15 protein-coding genes are annotated in these 14,416 nt (G+C 68.3%); 9 read left to right on the forward strand and 6 right to left on the reverse strand.

Annotated elements, in window-relative coordinates:
• Nucleotides 1-51: 51 nt before the first annotated feature.
• The 4 genes from EPL04_RS03095 to EPL04_RS03110 all read right to left on the reverse strand — a co-directional run bounded on the left by EPL04_RS03095 (nucleotide 52) and on the right by EPL04_RS03110 (nucleotide 2,578).
• Complete coding sequence (locus tag EPL04_RS03095) at nucleotides 52-705, reverse strand: cytochrome c biogenesis protein CcdA (protein ID WP_134669323.1); 654 nt, start codon at nucleotides 703-705, stop codon at nucleotides 52-54.
• Nucleotides 702-1,226, reverse strand: a complete 525-nt coding sequence (locus EPL04_RS03100) for a TlpA family protein disulfide reductase (protein WP_134669325.1) — start codon at nucleotides 1,224-1,226, stop codon at nucleotides 702-704. The genes EPL04_RS03095 and EPL04_RS03100 overlap by 4 nt, the downstream gene beginning before the upstream one ends.
• On the reverse strand, nucleotides 1,223-1,888 hold the full coding sequence (locus tag EPL04_RS03105) for an SCO family protein (RefSeq protein WP_134669327.1): 666 nt from the start codon (nucleotides 1,886-1,888) through the stop codon (nucleotides 1,223-1,225). The genes EPL04_RS03100 and EPL04_RS03105 overlap by 4 nt, the downstream gene beginning before the upstream one ends.
• Nucleotides 1,889-1,951: 63 nt before the next feature.
• Nucleotides 1,952-2,578: a rubrerythrin family protein gene (locus tag EPL04_RS03110; protein ID WP_134669329.1), complete on the reverse strand. Its 627-nt coding sequence runs from the start codon at nucleotides 2,576-2,578 to the stop codon at nucleotides 1,952-1,954.
• A gap of 111 nt (nucleotides 2,579-2,689) precedes the next feature.
• Between EPL04_RS03110 and EPL04_RS03115 the strand changes: the two genes are divergently transcribed.
• Genes EPL04_RS03115 through EPL04_RS03125 form a run of 3 tightly spaced genes read left to right on the forward strand, consistent with a single transcriptional unit; the run spans nucleotide 2,690 to nucleotide 7,643 of the window.
• A complete protein-coding gene (locus tag EPL04_RS03115) occupies nucleotides 2,690-2,983 on the forward strand; it encodes a DUF7518 family protein (RefSeq protein ID WP_134669331.1) in 294 nt (97 codons plus the stop codon).
• A 24-nt stretch (nucleotides 2,984-3,007) separates the two neighbouring features.
• The gene (gene smc, locus EPL04_RS03120; protein ID WP_134669333.1) at nucleotides 3,008-6,589 is read left to right on the forward strand and encodes a chromosome segregation protein SMC; all 3,582 of its coding nucleotides are present in this window, start codon (nucleotides 3,008-3,010) and stop codon (nucleotides 6,587-6,589) included.
• A complete protein-coding gene (locus EPL04_RS03125) occupies nucleotides 6,582-7,643 on the forward strand; it encodes a segregation and condensation protein A (RefSeq protein ID WP_134669335.1) in 1,062 nt (353 codons plus the stop codon). Before smc ends, EPL04_RS03125 begins: the two co-directional genes overlap by 8 nt.
• A gap of 171 nt (nucleotides 7,644-7,814) precedes the next feature.
• Here EPL04_RS03125 and mtnP read toward each other — a convergent pair whose 3' ends face one another.
• Complete coding sequence (gene mtnP / locus EPL04_RS03130) at nucleotides 7,815-8,669, reverse strand: S-methyl-5'-thioadenosine phosphorylase (RefSeq protein ID WP_134669337.1); 855 nt, start codon at nucleotides 8,667-8,669, stop codon at nucleotides 7,815-7,817.
• A gap of 123 nt (nucleotides 8,670-8,792) precedes the next feature.
• Between mtnP and EPL04_RS03135 the strand changes: the two genes are divergently transcribed.
• Nucleotides 8,793-9,287: a cupin domain-containing protein gene (locus EPL04_RS03135; protein WP_134669339.1), complete on the forward strand. Its 495-nt coding sequence runs from the start codon at nucleotides 8,793-8,795 to the stop codon at nucleotides 9,285-9,287.
• A 63-nt stretch (nucleotides 9,288-9,350) separates the two neighbouring features.
• On the opposite strand, the gene EPL04_RS03140 is transcribed toward EPL04_RS03135, so the two are convergent.
• Nucleotides 9,351-10,058 (reverse strand): phosphoribosyltransferase, encoded by a 708-nt coding sequence (locus EPL04_RS03140; RefSeq protein ID WP_134669341.1) that lies wholly within the window; start codon nucleotides 10,056-10,058, stop codon nucleotides 9,351-9,353.
• 131 nt (nucleotides 10,059-10,189) lie between these two features.
• Between EPL04_RS03140 and EPL04_RS03145 the strand changes: the two genes are divergently transcribed.
• The 5 genes from EPL04_RS03145 (at nucleotide 10,190) to EPL04_RS03165 (ending at nucleotide 14,377) form a co-directional block, all read left to right on the forward strand.
• A complete protein-coding gene (locus tag EPL04_RS03145; protein ID WP_134669343.1) occupies nucleotides 10,190-11,101 on the forward strand; it encodes a PhzF family phenazine biosynthesis protein in 912 nt (303 codons plus the stop codon).
• A gap of 71 nt (nucleotides 11,102-11,172) precedes the next feature.
• Nucleotides 11,173-11,712, forward strand: coding sequence for an NfeD family protein (locus EPL04_RS03150; RefSeq protein WP_134669345.1), 540 nt, complete (start codon nucleotides 11,173-11,175; stop codon nucleotides 11,710-11,712).
• 52 nt (nucleotides 11,713-11,764) lie between these two features.
• A complete protein-coding gene (locus tag EPL04_RS03155) occupies nucleotides 11,765-12,265 on the forward strand; it encodes an SPFH domain-containing protein (RefSeq protein ID WP_134669346.1) in 501 nt (166 codons plus the stop codon).
• Between the two features lie 120 nt (nucleotides 12,266-12,385).
• Complete coding sequence (locus EPL04_RS03160; protein WP_209019551.1) at nucleotides 12,386-13,537, forward strand: SPFH domain-containing protein; 1,152 nt, start codon at nucleotides 12,386-12,388, stop codon at nucleotides 13,535-13,537.
• 231 nt (nucleotides 13,538-13,768) lie between these two features.
• Entirely contained in the window at nucleotides 13,769-14,377 is a 609-nt protein-coding gene (locus tag EPL04_RS03165; protein WP_134669350.1) for a winged helix-turn-helix transcriptional regulator, read from the forward strand.
• Nucleotides 14,378-14,416 lie beyond the last annotated feature (39 nt).

The following is a 14,416-nucleotide window of genomic DNA, read 5'->3' on the forward strand; positions in this document are numbered from 1 at the left end:
CGACGACTCGGCCCGGGTCGTCGGCGGACCGAGGCCGCGGCCGCCCGACCGCTACAACACGTCGAGGACCACGACCGAGAGGTAGAGCTGGCCGAGCCCCGCGAGGATCATCACCACCGCGGCCGCCCGTTCGAGCGTCCCGGCGTACCGGCCGAGGTCTCGCCACGCCTCGACGCCCGCGCTCGCGAGGAGAGTGACCCCGACCAGCGGCGCGGCGACCGCGCCGGCGTAGGCGCCGAGGACCGCGACGCCCCGGACCGGCGGGAACGCGAGCGCCTGCGTGACCACCCCGAGGAAAAGCGGCGCGACACAGCCGGCGGCCGCGACGGCGTACGCCGCGCCGAAGGCTCCAAAGCCCGCGACCGACTCGGGCCGCGCCGGGAGCGCGACCCGGAGGTCGGGCGCGCGGCCGGTCAGCGTCAGGGCGCCGAACGCGACGAGGCCGACGCCGACGACGGGTTCGAACAGCGGCAGGAGCGTCGTGACGGTCCGACCGAGCGCGAACGCGAGCGCCGCGACCGCCGCGAGCGAGACCAGCGCGCCGGACGCGGCGGCGGCCGCCGCGGCGACCGCCGACTCGTCGCCGCTCTCGTTGACGTAGTAGCCGACGTACCCCGGAAGGAGCGGGAACGCGCACGGCGCGAAGAACGTCGTCACGCCCGTGCCGGCGGCGAACGCGAGTGCGCCGACGAACCCCGAGGTCATGGCGTCGCGAGCGCGTCGTCGACCGCCCCGCGAAGGTCGGTCGCGTCCGTGAGGCCGGAGTCGGACCACCGGACCGCGCCCTCGGCGTCGAACACCGCGACGTACGGGAGGCCGCTCGCGCCGAGCGCGGACATGAGTTCGCTGTCCGGGTCGAGGCCGAGCGCCCACGCGCCGTCGTTCTCGCGCCACCACTCGCGCAGGTCCTCGCGCGAGAGCGACCCGCCGAGTCGCTCGTTGGTGACCGAGATCATGGCCACCTCCTCGCCGTACGACTCCCGGACGGTCGCGAGGGCATCCATCTGCTCTTTGCAGGGACTACACCACGTCGCGAAGAGGTCGACGACCGTCACGGCGTCCGCGGCGGGGACGCGGCGTTCGCCCGCCTCCGACCCGGGGGCGTCCATCGTCGTCACTTCGATCGGGAGTCCCGAACCTGACGCGGCGTCGTTGCGAACCGCCCACGCGCTCGCGCCCGTCAGGCCGAGTCCCCCGAGCGCGAGCAGGACGCGTCGGCGGTTCATGACCGGACGGTTTCGAGGTCCGACAGTATCCGCTCGGCGTCGGGCGAGTCGGTCCGGTACGCCCGTTCGACGTACCCATCGGCGTTCACGAGCAGGGTCAGGGCCGTGTGGGTGAACATGTACATGTCCATGTCCTCGGGCTCGGTCCGCTCGAACATCACGCCGAACTGCTCTTGGACGACCTGCGTGGCTCGGTCTTCGGACGCCGGCCGGAGGAACGCCCAGTTGTCGGCGTCGGTCGCGACGTTCATCTCGTCGGCGTACGTCCGGAGGCGGTCGGCGTCGTCGCGGGCCGGGTCGAACGTGGTCGGGAAGAACGCCACCTCGTCGGCGTAGCCCTCGTTCAGCGTGTGGGTGTGGACGTTGCGCATCGTCGACAACAGCACCGGACACACCGTGTTGCAGTGGCTGTAGAAGAAAGTCAGGACGCTCGGTCTGTCGACCGCGCGGAGTTCGACCGTGCGGTCGTCGAGCGGCGCGGGGAGCGCCACGTCCGGTATCCGTTGGCCCCACGCCGGGTAGGGCGCGTCCTCGCTGTCGAACTCCCGGTCGGGTTCGCCGAGCGCGACGTTCGGGTTCGAGTCGAGGACGCTCGCACACCCCGCCGTCCCGCCCGCGAGGCCGACGGCGGCCGCGGTTCGGAGGTACTCTCGCCGGTCCATACTCCCGGGTAGCCGTCGCGCCCTGAAAGGTAGTCTGGTGCGATTCTCGAAAACCCGCGACGGTCAGCAGAGCGGCTTCGGGTCCAGCCCCATCCCGGTCAGCGTCTCGGCGTAGTCGTCGTACGCGACCTCGACGACCGACTCGGCGACCGCCAGCGCCCGGTCCCAGTCGCCCTCCTCACACCGGGCCGCGAGGAGGTCCGCGCCCGTCTCGACGCCGGCTTTCGTGTCGGCGCGCAGTTCCCGGAAGAGGTCGGCCCGGCGCTCGTCGGCCTCGTTGACGAAGAAGTTCACGACCTGCAGTTGGGTCCGGTCGCCGACGAGCGACCGACCCACCAGCCCCGCGGCGCGCTCGACGGTGGTCTCCAGGTCCCGGAGTCGCTCGTGCATCGGGTCGAGACCGTCGGCGTGCTCGGCGTCTTCGAGTTCGGCGACGACCCGGTCGTAGTGGTCGCGCTCCCGGTCGACAAGCTCCGCGAACGTCCGGCTCGCGGCCTCGTCGGTCTCGGCCTCGGCCCACGCGGCGAACGTCTCAGCGGCGGTGCGCTCGCTCCGGGCGGCCGCCCGGAGGACCGACTCGGCGTCGAGGTCGGCGTCGGTGAGCGCCACCACCGCCTGCTGGGAGCCGAGCCGGTCGAGTTCGGTCGCCGTTCTGGCTTCGATCTCCTCGGGAAACGCGGCGGCGTCCATGCCCGACCGTACGGGGCCGGCTCGGATGAAGGTTTGCGCGCCCAAATCAGACAGTTATCTGATACGTGTCTGACGTGCGTTTTATGGTCCTACCGTGGGGGTTGGGACATAATGAGCGACGCCGAACAGCGAGTCGAAGAACTCGAATCGAAGGTCGAACGCCTCGAAGCCACGATCCAGGGGCTGACCGAGGAGCTCGTGGAAGTAAACCAGCGGCTCGAAACCCTCGAAGAGGACGCCGAGTCGACGAGTCAGCCGCCGGCCCGAGCCGGCGGCGAGTCGGACGCGACGCGGGCCGAGCCCGACGAAACACCCGAAAGCGACGACGCTAAAGGCGACGAGTCCCAGACTGAAGACGAGACGGAGGACGACTCCGGGTTGGGCGACGACATCATCGTCGCGTAACGCGGTCCCTCCCACGAGCAACCCATGCACATCAAAGCGCTCGTCTTGGACAACTTCAAGAGCTTCGGGCGGAAGACCGAGATCCCGTTTTACGAGGATTTCACGACAGTTAGCGGTCCGAACGGCTCCGGGAAGAGCAACATCATCGACAGCATCCTGTTCGCGCTCGGACTCGCTCGAACGCGGGGCATCCGAGCGGAGAAGCTCACCGACCTCATCTACAACCCCGGCCACGCCGATGGGGCCGCCGAACGCGAGGGCGCCCGCGAGGCCAGCGTCGAGGTCGTGCTCGACAACGCGGACGGGACGCTCGACCGGGCGCAGGTCGTGAACGCCGCCGGAACCGAGAGCGTCGGCGACGTCGACGAGATCACCATCAAGCGCCGGGTCAAAGAGACCGACGACAACTACTACTCGTACTACTATCTCAACGGCCGGTCGGTCAACCTCTCGGACATCCAAGACCTGCTGGCCCAAGCCGGCGTCACGCCCGAGGGGTACAACGTCGTCATGCAGGGCGACGTGACCGAGATCATCAACATGACCCCGTACGAGCGCCGCGAGATCATCGACGAGATCGCGGGGGTCGCGGAGTTCGACGCCAAGAAAGAAGACGCCCTCGACGAGCTGGAGGTCGTCAAAGAGCGCATCGACGAGGCCGAACTCCGAATCGAGGAGAAACGCGACCGGCTCGAACAGCTCGAAGACGAGCGCGAGACCGCCCTCGAATACCAGGGGCTCCGCGACGAGAAAGAGGAGTACGAGGGGTTCGTCCGGGCCGCGGAACTCGAAGAGAAGCGCGAGGACCTCGCCCACACCCGCGAGGACGTCGAGCAACGGGAGGCCGAGCTCGCCGAACGTCAGGCCGAGCTCGACGAAAAACAGGGGACGGTTATCCGGCTCGAAGACGAGCTGGAGGAGCTCAACGCCGAGATCGAGCGGAAGGGCGAGGACGAACAGCTCGAGATCAAAAGCGAGATCGAGGAGGTCAAAGGCGAGATCTCGCGGCTCGAAGACGCGATCGAGACCGCCGAAGAGAAGATCGCCGACGCGGAGGACACCCGCCGGCAGGCGTTCGTGGAGATCGACCGCAAGCAGGAGACCGTCGACGACCTCGAAGCCGACATCCGGGACATCAAGATCGAGAAGTCCTCGGTGAAAGCCGACGTCCAGCAGAAGGAGGCCGAGCTCGCGGAGATCGAGGCCGAGATCGACGCCGTCGACACCGAGTACGACGAGGTCAAAGCCGAGCTCGCCGAGAAGAAAGACCGGCTGGAGGCCGAGAAAAGCGAGAAAAACGACCTCCAGCGCGAGAAAGACCGCCTGCTCGACGAGGCCCGGCGGCGCTCGAACGCCGAGAGCGAGAAGGAGGCCGAGCTCGACGAGGCCCGCGAGCGGATCCCGGCGCTCGAATCGAAGCTCGACGACCTCGAAGACGAGCTCGCGAAGGCCGAGCGCAACCGCGCCCAGATCGACGACGTGGTCGCGGACCTCAAACAGGAGAAACGCGAGCTTCAGGACGACCTCGACGAGGTCGAAGACCGGCTCCAGGCCGAACAAAGCGAGTACGCCCAGCTCGAGGCGAAAGCCGACGAGAGCGGCGACTCCTCGTACGGCCGGGCGGTCTCGACGATCCTGAACGCGGACAAACCCGGCGTCCACGGCACGGTCGCCCAGCTCGGGAGCGTCGCCGAGCAGTACGCCACCGCGGCCGAGACGGCCGCCGGCGGCCGGATGGCGCAGGTGGTCGTCGACGACGACGGCGTCGGCCAAGAGTGCATCGAGTACCTGAAGTCCCGGAACGCCGGCCGGGCGACGTTCCTGCCGATGACCGAGATGCACGACCGGACCCTCCCGTCGGCGCCGTCGGCGCCCGGCGTGGTCGACTTCGCGTACAACCTCCTCGACTTCGACGCGGAGTACTCGGGGATCTTCTCGTACGTGCTCGGGGACACGCTCGTCGTCGAGAACATGGAGACCGCCCGGGACTTCATGGGCGACTACCGGCTGGTGACCCTCTCGGGCGAACTAGTCGAGAAGAGCGGCGCGATGACCGGCGGCTCGAAGTCGGGGTCCCGGTACTCGTTCTCGACGTCCGGGAAGGGCCAGCTCGAACGGGTCGCCCGCCGGATCAACGAGCTCGAAGACGAACGCCGGTCCATCCGGGAGGACGTCCGGGACGTCGAGGAGCGACTCGACGACGCTCGCGACCGCAAGAGCGACGCCACCGATCAGGTGCGCTCGATCGAGTCCGACATCGAACGCACCGAGGGCGAAGTCGAGGCGGCCCGCGAGCGCATCGACGACCTCGAAGACGAGCTCGTCGCGATGGAGGCCGAGCGCGAGGCCGTCAACGAGCAGATGCAGGAGCTCGAAGACGACATCGACGACCGCGAGGCGGCCATCGCCGACCTCGAAGACGAGATCGCGACGCTCGAATCCGAACTGGCCGACTCGCGGATTCCGGAGCTCACCGCGGAGGCCGAGGAGATCGAGGCCGACATCGACGAACTCGAAGACCGCATCGACGATCTCGACGGCGAGCTCAACGAGCTCCAACTGGAGAAAGAGTACGCCGAGGACGCGATCGAGGACCTCCACGACGACATCGAGGCCGCCCAGAACCGCAAGGCCGAGCAAGAAGAGCGGACCGCGGAGCTCGAAGCGAAGATCGAAGACCAACGGGCCCTGCTCGAACAGAAGCGCGAGGCCGTCGAGGAGCTCGAAGCCGAACTCGCCGAACTCAAAGACGAGCGGACCGAACTCAAAGACGAGCTTCGGGAGGCCCAGCGAGTCCGCGACGAGAAGCAATCGGCGGTCGAGTCGGTCGAGAACCGCCTCGAAAGCCTCCGGCGGGCGGCCGACCGGCTCGAAGACGAGATCGCCGAGCTCCGCGAGCAGGTCGGGGACTACGACGCCGACGAGATTCCCGACCTCGACGAGGTCGAGGAGAACATCTCGCGGCTCGAACGCCAGATGGAGGCTCTGGAGCCGGTCAACATGCTCGCGATCGAGGAGTACGACGACGTGAAGGCCGACCTCGACGACCTCGAAGAGCGCAAGGCGGTGCTGGTCGAGGAGCGCGACGGCATCCGCGAGCGCATCGACTCCTACGAGTCCCAGAAGAGAGCCACCTTCATGGAGGCCTTCGAGGCGATCGACGACCAGTTTCAGGACATCTTCGAGCGGCTCTCGAACGGGACCGGCGACCTCCACCTCGAAGACGAGGCCGACCCCTTCGACGGCGGGCTCACGATGAAGGCCCAGCCGGGCGACAAGCCCATCCAACGCCTCGACGCGATGTCGGGCGGCGAGAAGAGCCTCACCGCCCTCGCGTTCATCTTCGCGATCCAGCGGTACAACCCCGCGCCGTTCTACGCCCTCGACGAGGTCGACGCGTTCCTCGACGCCGCCAACGCCGAGCGCGTCGGCGAGATGGTGGACGAACTCGCGGGCGAGGCCCAGTTCGTCGTGGTGAGCCACCGGTCGGCGATGATGGAGCGCTCCGAGCGCGCCATCGGCGTGACGATGCAGGGCGACAACGTCAGCACCGTCACCGGGATTCAGCTCGGCGACGGCGAAGAGGAGGTGCCCGCCGATGACTAGCGATTCTCCCGAGGAGAATCGGAAAAACGAGCGGGGAGCACAGCGACCCGCGAGCACCGCGACTCCCGAGGAGAATCCGAACGGCGAGCGGGGAGCCACCCCAGAGCTTCGGTCTGACGGGGGCGTCCCGCTCAACATCGCGAACCACGACGAGGAGGCCGGCGAGCGCGAGGGCGAAGGCGCCGACGGCGAGTCGACCATCCTCGACGAGGTCGCCCCCGACGCGCCCGAGTCCGGCGACGAGGAGGCCGAGCCGGTCGAGCTCCTCGTCCAGTTGGCCGAGGAGGGCGAGATCGAGCCGTGGGACATCGACATCGTCACCGTCACCGACAAGTTCCTCGACCGGCTCGACGAGGCCGACCTCCGGACCTCCGGCCGGGCGCTGTTCTACGCGAGCGTCCTGCTCCGGATGAAAAGCGACGCGATGCTCGCCGACGACGACGAGGACGAGCCCGAGGAGCCGGGGTGGGACGAGTGGGACGCCCCGACCGCCGGCGACGGGGAGTTCCCGGCTCACGACCCGATCGACCAGCTCGAAGACGAGATGGAGCGCCGGCTCGACCGGAAGACCGCCCGGGGAACCCCCGAGACCCTCGACGAACTCGTCCGGGAGCTCCGCGAGCGCGAGCGGGGGTCGTGGTGGAAAGAGTCTCGAAGCTACGACACCTCCGACTCCCCGCAGGGGTTCGAGCGCGGCACCCAGACGCTCGACTATCGGGCCGACGACGCGATGCGGGTCGACGAGGAGCCGTCGGCCGACGACGTGACCGGCACCGCCCACGCCGAGGACATCGAGGCGGTCATCGACGACGTCCGGGCCGAACTCGCCGACCGCTACGACGCGGGGCGCGACGAGGTGCTGTACGCCGAGATCGACACCGCCGGCGGGTCGGAGATCCAGACGTTCCTCGCCCTCCTCTTTCTCTCTCACCGCGAGGCGGTCGTGCTCGAACAGGACGATCTGTTCGGCGACCTCTGGGTCCGGAACCCCGAGGCGGTCGCCGACGCCGACTCAGACGACCCCGAGACCGAACCCGAGGCGATCGCGGACTGAGCCGCGGTCCGCTCGCCACCGGACTTTGGAACACGTTGGCAATACACTTATGACTCCCCGAGACGTGTGGTAACATATGACACCCGAACGGTTCCGCGAGCGGCTCGAAGAGACCGACGGTCGGGTCGACCCCTCGGAAGTCGCGGCGGCGCTCGAGTACGTCCGGGGACGTTAGTCGAGGTACTCGCCGACGAACGCGTCGACCCGGTCGCGCGTCTCCTCGGGGATGGCCTCGGTCGGCGTGTTGATAGTGCCCTGCAGTGCCGACCCGCAGTCGCAGTCGCGCTCGTCGGGCATGTTCCGGATGGCGTGCTCGACGACCTCCTTGATCGCGTCCTCGTTCTCGGCGGCGTTTTCCAGCACCTCCTCGAGGGTGACCTCGCTGTCTTCCTTCCAGACGTCGTAGTCGGTGACCCCCGCGACCGTCGCGTAACAGAGTTCGGCTTCGCGAGCCAGTTTCGCCTCCGGGATCGTCGTCATGCCGATGACGTCCCAGCCCTGCTCGCGGTAGAACTCGCTCTCGGCGCGGGTCGAGTACTGCGGGCCCTCGATGCAGACGTAGGTGCCGCCTTTCCCGTGGTCCGCGTCGGTCGCGCTCGCACAGGAGTCGGCGAGGTGCTCGACCATGTGCGGGCAGTACGGCTCGGCGAACGGCATGTGGACCACGATGCCGTCGCCGAAGAACGTCGAATCGCGGTGTTTCGTCCGGTCGAACGTCTGGTCGGGGACCACCAGCGTCTGGGGGGGCAGGTCCTCGCGGAGGCTCCCGACCGCGTTGCTCGACAGCACGCGCTCGACGCCGACCTGCTTTAGCGTGTAGATGTTGGCCTTGTACGGCGCGTTCGTCGGCGTGTGCTGGTGGTCGGGGCCGTGGCGCGGGAGGAACGCGACCTCCTCGCCGGCGAGTTCGCCGATCGTGACCGGCGCACTCGGATCGCCGAACGGCGTGGTCACGTCCTCTTCGCGGGTGTTTTCGAGTGGCAGCGCGTCGTAGATGCCGCTTCCGCCGATGAAGCCGATCGTCATGGGCGTGACTCGCGCGGGTAGCTACTAAACGGCTGTTCTTTGAGTCCGCTCGGAGACGGCCCGCCCGTCGAACGCGTCGCGGCGAGCCCGAGTCTTATGGTCGCGGGCGCCCGAGTCGCGGCCATGACCGATCGCGAGTTCCGCAAAGTCGTCGTCGACGACCTGCCCGACGCGCCGAACCCAACCCGACGAAAGAAGGAAGTCGACGAGGCCGTCGGCGCGACCGAGTTCGGGTTCAACGTCTACGTCGCCGATCCGGGCGAGCAGTTGCCGTGGGCGCGACACCGCCACCCCGACCACGAGGAACTGCTGTACGTACTGGAGGGGACGGTCCGCGTCGAGACCTCCGACGGCGAGCACCGCGTCGGGGCAGGCGAGGCGTTGTTCGTCCCGCCGGACGCGACCCAGCGCGCGGTCGCGACGGGCGACGGTCCTGCGCGGGTGATCGCGGTCGGCGCGCCAAAGACCAGCGACGGCGCGATCATCGAAGAGACGTGTCCCGAGTGCGGGGCCGAGACCGACCGGGAGTACGAAGCCGTCGACGGCGGGGAGACCTACGTCCTCTCCTGTGCGGACTGCGGCGCGGAGGTCGAGCGGCTGGTCGCGGGCCCGGAGTGAGAGCGCCGCGGGCCGTCTACAGATGAGCAAGGCGAGTGCCTCGGGGCTTGACCCCGAGGGGGTTCACGCGTCCCCGACGTTCTCGACCAGCCGCCACTCCTCGCCGGCGTCCGCGATCACGTCCCGGCGGACCATCTCCTCTAGGACCTCGTCCATCCGGTCGGGCTGGGCGATCTCCATCTCGATGCGCTCTACGTCGTGGTACTCGCCGAGGAGGTGGCGGATCTCTGCGGTCGTGAACGTCTCGCCGTCGGCTTTCTCCATCACGCCCGCGGTGAGGTCGATCATGTCCTCGATGAAGTTCCACGGGTAGACCACCCACGCCCACTCTTCGAGGCGCTCGCCGACGTAATCGGGATCGAACTCGCTCGTCTGGAGGAGCTGGAGGGTCGCGGTCCGGACCTCCCCGGCGTCCCGATCGGTGACGTACTCGTAGGCGCGCTCGATCGACCCGCCGGTGTCGGCGATGTCGTCGATGATGAGCACGTCCTTGCCCTCGACGCTCCCCTCGGGCATCGGATACCGGACCTCCGGATCGCCGGTCTTCTCGGCGGTCCCGACGTAGTGTTCCATCTTGAGGCTGGTGAGGTCATCGAGCCCGAGGAAATCGCAGATACACCGCCCCGCGAACCACCCGCCGCGGGCCAGCGCGACCACCACGTCGGGCTCGAAGGCGTCGCCTTTGACCTGATCGCTGACGTCGCGACACAGCCCGTAGATGTACTCCCAGTTCGTGATCGTGCACTTGAACTCGTCGGGGAGGTCGCTCATACCACCTCGCCACTCGCATCCGTGCACACTTAACCGTTTTCAGGTGCGTTCTCGGGCGATACGGCGGGATCGGCGGACCGAGCGAACGCGGATGACCAAACGATATGAAGCCGGCGTCCGTGGGCCCGTGCATGGAACCGGAACACCGACGCGCGCTCCTCGTCGACGCGTTCACCGACGCGCCGTTCGCCGGCAACGCCGCCGGCGTGGTGCCGAACGCCGACGGCCTCGCCGACGACCAGATGCAGGCGGTCGCCGACGAACTCGCGGTGAGCGAGACCGCCTTCTTCGCCGAGACCGACGCCGCCGACCGGCGGGTCCGCTACTTCACCCCCACCACGGAGGTCGACCTCTGCGGGCACGCCACGATCGCCTCCCACGCCCACCTCCTCGACGACGGCGTCATCGACCCCGGCACCCACACCCTCGAAACCAACGTCGGCGTCCTCGACATCGACGTCGAGGCCGACGGCACGGTGTGGATGACCCAGAACGACCCCGAGATCCGCGAGGTCGACCTCGGCTACGAGCGGGTCGCCGACGCGCTCGGCATCGACCACGCCGCGCTCGAAGACGTCGGGGCCGACTTCCCGCTCGCGGTCGCCTCGACCGGCCTGCCCTTCCTCGTGGTGCCGGTGAACTTCCTCGAACACGTCAGCGCGATGGATCCCGACCACCGGAAGATCGAGGCGATCAGTGAGGACGTCGACGCCGCGGGCATCTACGCGTTCACCTTCGACGCGCTCGAAGCCGACTCGACGCTCCACGGCCGGATGTTCGCGCCCGCCGCGGGCGTCCCCGAGGACCCGGTGACCGGCACCGCGAGCGGGGCGTGCGGGGCGTATCTGCGCGAGTACAGAGCCTTCGACGGGGATTTCCCCGACGAGATGCGCTTCGAGCAGGGCCACTTCGTCGACCGGCCCGGGTACGTCCGGGTCCGAATCGGCGAGACGGTTCGGGTCGGCGGCCGGGCGGTGCCCGCGCTCGACGGCGAGCTCCGGGTGCCCGAGCCGGACGGCGACGACGAGATCATCGAGGCCTGACTGTCTGGTCGCCCGACGACGCCGCCCGCGGACTGCAAAACGTTAACCAGCCGGGATTCTAACACACCCACATGGCACCGCTGTTGGACTCGCTTGCGCTGTTGCTCTTCGTCGCCGGCATCGCGCTGGCGATCGCCGAGGCGCTGATCCCCGGCGCGCACTTCATCGTCCTCGGCGTGGCGCTGATCCTCGCGGGGCTGGTCGGGCTGCTCGTTCCGCCGCTGGCGGGGCCGCTCGTGCTCGGGGCGCTCGTGCTCGGGTTCGGCGGGCTCGCGCTCTACGCCTACCGCGAACTCGATCTCTACGGGGGGAAGGGCGTCGCCCGGACCAGCGACTCGGACTCGCTGAAGGGCCAGACCGGCCGGGTGACCGAGCCGGTCACGCCCCAGGACGGCCAGATAAAGCTCCACGAGGGCGGCTTCAACCCCTTCTACGCCGCCCGGAGCATGGACGGCGAGATCCCAGAGGGGACAGAGGTGATGGTCGTCGATCCCGGCGGCGGCAACGTCGTCACGGTCGAGCCCGTCGAGGCCATCGAGGATCCGATCGACCGACAGCTCCGCATGGAACGCGAGCGAACCGAGCGAGAGTCCGAGTCCGAGGAAGCGTGAGCGTCGCCGGACGGCGATACGTTTACCACGCCGCCGTCCGAGCGTCCGACTGATGGCGCTTGCCCCGTTGCAGTCGTTCGCGGACGGCACCCTCTCGGCCGGCCTTCTCGCGGCCGCGGTCGTGCTCGTGACCGTCGTCCAGTCGCTCGAATTCGTCGACGGCTACGAGACGCGGGCGCTGACCGTCCTCGGCGAGTACCGCGGTCTCTTAGAGCCCGGCGTCCACCTCGTTCCGCCGTTCGTCAGCGGCACCCGAAGCTTCGACATGCGGGCCCAGAGCCTCGACGTCGCGAGCGCCACCGAAGGGGCGTCCGCGACCGTGTCGTTCACGATCGAGGACGCTGAGACCGCGTTTCTGGCGGCCGACGATTACAGAGCGTCGCTCGAAGCCGCGGCGCGCGAGGGCTTCGAACGGGCGGTCGGCGACAGGACGCCCGACCAACTCCGTGCGGAACGGGACCGTCTCGCCGACCGACTCGCGGCCGAACTCGGCGAGGCGGCCGACGAGTGGGGCGTCCGGATCGACGGAGTCGAGATCCGAATCGACGACTGAATCGTCGCCGACCGGCCGTCGGACGCTCGGACGCCGACCGGCCGCGGGAGGGATGTTTTCGCCCCCGTATCGGCGAGTACGAGCAGAATGTTTAACACTGGTTCTTTCTTACACCCAAGTATGTTAGTTCCGCTACAAGCTACCTTCGGCGGGCTCACCGTCGTCGCGCTGCTGTTCCTCGCGTTAGTCGTCATTACCGTCTGGCAGTCGGTCGAGATCGTCGACGCGACGGAGAAGCGCGCGCTGACCGTGTTCGGCGAGTACCGAAAGCTCCTCGAACCCGGCATCAACTTCGTCCCGCCGTTCGTGAGCGCGACCCACCGCTTCGACATGCGGACCCAGACCCTCGACGTACCGCGACAGGAAGCGATCACCCGCGACAACTCGCCGGTGACCGCCGACGCCGTCGTCTACATCAAGGTCATGGACGCCAAGAAGGCGTTCCTCGAAGTCGAAGACTACAAGCGAGCGGTCTCGAACCTCGCACAGACCACCCTCCGGGCGGTGCTGGGCGACATGGAACTCGACGACACGCTCAACAAGCGCCAGCAGATCAACGCCAAGATCCGCAAAGAGCTCGACGAGCCCACCGACGAGTGGGGCATCCGCGTCGAGAGCGTCGAGGTCCGGGAGGTCAACCCGAGCAAGGACGTCCAGCAGGCGATGGAGCAACAGACGTCCGCCGAGCGCAAGCGCCGGGCCATGATTCTGGAGGCCCAGGGTGAGCGCCGGAGCGCCATCGAGACCGCCGAGGGTGACAAGCAGTCGAACATCATCCGGGCGCAGGGCGAAAAGCAGAGCCAGATCCTCGAAGCGCAGGGTGACGCGGTCTCGACCGTCCTGCGAGCGAAGTCCGCCGAGTCGATGGGCGAGCGCGCGGTTATCGACAAGGGGATGGAGACGCTCGAATCCATCGGGCAGGGCGAGTCGACCACGTTCGTGCTCCCCCAAGAGCTGTCGTCGCTGGTCGGTCGCTACGGCAAGCACCTCACCGGCAGCGACGTCGAGACCGACGGCGACCAGCTCGACAGCCTCGACTTCGACGAGGAGACCCGCGAGCTGATCGGCCTCGACAACATCGAGGAGATCCTCGGCCAGATCGACGAGGAGGCCGAGATGGACGTCGAAGCGATGGAGCAGGAGGCCGAGGCCATCAAGCAGGGCGAGGATCCGACCGACATCAAGAGCCCCGACGAGGTCATCCAGGAGATGGACGAGGAGAACCCCGTCGAGGACGTCGAGCCGGAGATGGACGCCGAAGTAGAGAAGTAACCCCTACTCTTCGGACGCTTTCGTGTCTCGCGCTCGCCCGAGAGCCCCGCCGTTATCGGGCCGTCTTGGCGAGCAGATGAAACCAATTGTGACTGGGGTCCGAGAGGCCGCGACCGATCCCGGCGAGCGAGCGCCGAACGAGCCGGCTCGGCGCCGACGCCGACCCCTCTGGTGTGCGAGGGTTTGGCAAACGAAGACGTTTTAATCCTCCGTACCGAGAATCCCGTGTAGATGAGTGAGCGTTCCGACGTGGACGAAAATAAGCGGGCGACGCTTCGGCGCTTCGCGGTGTTAGGCGCCGCGACGCCGCTGGCCACGCTCCGGGACGACGACGGCGACGAGAGCGAAGTCCGGGACGCCATCGCGGGCTACGTCGCGACCACGCCGGGCGCGCACTTCTCGAAGATCCGCGACGACCTGCAACTCGGGACCGGCGAGGCCCAACACCACCTCCGAGAGCTCCTCGACGCAAAGACCCTCGAGAGCCGTCGCGACGGCGACTACCGCCGGTTCTACCCCACCGAGCAGTTCTCGGCGTTCGAGCAGGTCGCGCTCGGCTATCTCCGCCGGGAGACCCCGCGGGGGATGTTGATCGAACTGCTCAGAGACCCCGCGGCGACCGGTAGCGACCTCGCGGACGCCCTCGACGTCTCGCGACCGACCGTGAGCAAGTACGCCGCCAGCCTGGAGGAGGCCGGACTCCTCGACCGGGAGGACGGCTACGCGGTCCGCCAGCCCGAGACGGTCATCACGCTCCTGGTGCGGTACGCCGACTCGTTCGGCGAACGCGCCGCGTCGTTCGCGGCCCAGGCCGACGGCTTCATCTCGTTCGACCCGTAGCGGGCGCCTCGTTTTCCGGCGCCGCGAACCCAAAACGGA

The organism is Halorussus marinus (assembly GCF_004521895.1).
Lineage (GTDB): Archaea > Halobacteriota > Halobacteria > Halobacteriales > Haladaptataceae > Halorussus > Halorussus marinus.

Coding starts and splice junctions, on each gene's coding strand:
- EPL04_RS03105 (WP_134669327.1), bottom strand. CDS start 1,888: ATGGACCGGCGAGAGTACCTCCGAACCGCGGCCGCCGTCGGCCTCGCG.
- EPL04_RS03160 (WP_209019551.1), top strand. CDS start 12,386: ATGTTAGTTCCGCTACAAGCTACCTTCGGCGGGCTCACCGTCGTCGCG.
- EPL04_RS03110 (WP_134669329.1), bottom strand. CDS start 2,578: ATGGACGCCGCCGCGTTTCCCGAGGAGATCGAAGCCAGAACGGCGACC.
- EPL04_RS03115 (WP_134669331.1), top strand. CDS start 2,690: ATGAGCGACGCCGAACAGCGAGTCGAAGAACTCGAATCGAAGGTCGAA.
- EPL04_RS03095 (WP_134669323.1), bottom strand. CDS start 705: ATGACCTCGGGGTTCGTCGGCGCACTCGCGTTCGCCGCCGGCACGGGC.
- EPL04_RS03150 (WP_134669345.1), top strand. CDS start 11,173: ATGGCACCGCTGTTGGACTCGCTTGCGCTGTTGCTCTTCGTCGCCGGC.
- EPL04_RS03155 (WP_134669346.1), top strand. CDS start 11,765: ATGGCGCTTGCCCCGTTGCAGTCGTTCGCGGACGGCACCCTCTCGGCC.
- EPL04_RS03140 (WP_134669341.1), bottom strand. CDS start 10,058: ATGAGCGACCTCCCCGACGAGTTCAAGTGCACGATCACGAACTGGGAG.
- EPL04_RS03135 (WP_134669339.1), top strand. CDS start 8,793: ATGACCGATCGCGAGTTCCGCAAAGTCGTCGTCGACGACCTGCCCGAC.
- EPL04_RS03125 (WP_134669335.1), top strand. CDS start 6,582: ATGACTAGCGATTCTCCCGAGGAGAATCGGAAAAACGAGCGGGGAGCA.
- smc (WP_134669333.1), top strand. CDS start 3,008: ATGCACATCAAAGCGCTCGTCTTGGACAACTTCAAGAGCTTCGGGCGG.
- mtnP (WP_134669337.1), bottom strand. CDS start 8,669: ATGACGATCGGCTTCATCGGCGGAAGCGGCATCTACGACGCGCTGCCA.
- EPL04_RS03145 (WP_134669343.1), top strand. CDS start 10,190: ATGGAACCGGAACACCGACGCGCGCTCCTCGTCGACGCGTTCACCGAC.
- EPL04_RS03165 (WP_134669350.1), top strand. CDS start 13,769: ATGAGTGAGCGTTCCGACGTGGACGAAAATAAGCGGGCGACGCTTCGG.
- EPL04_RS03100 (WP_134669325.1), bottom strand. CDS start 1,226: ATGAACCGCCGACGCGTCCTGCTCGCGCTCGGGGGACTCGGCCTGACG.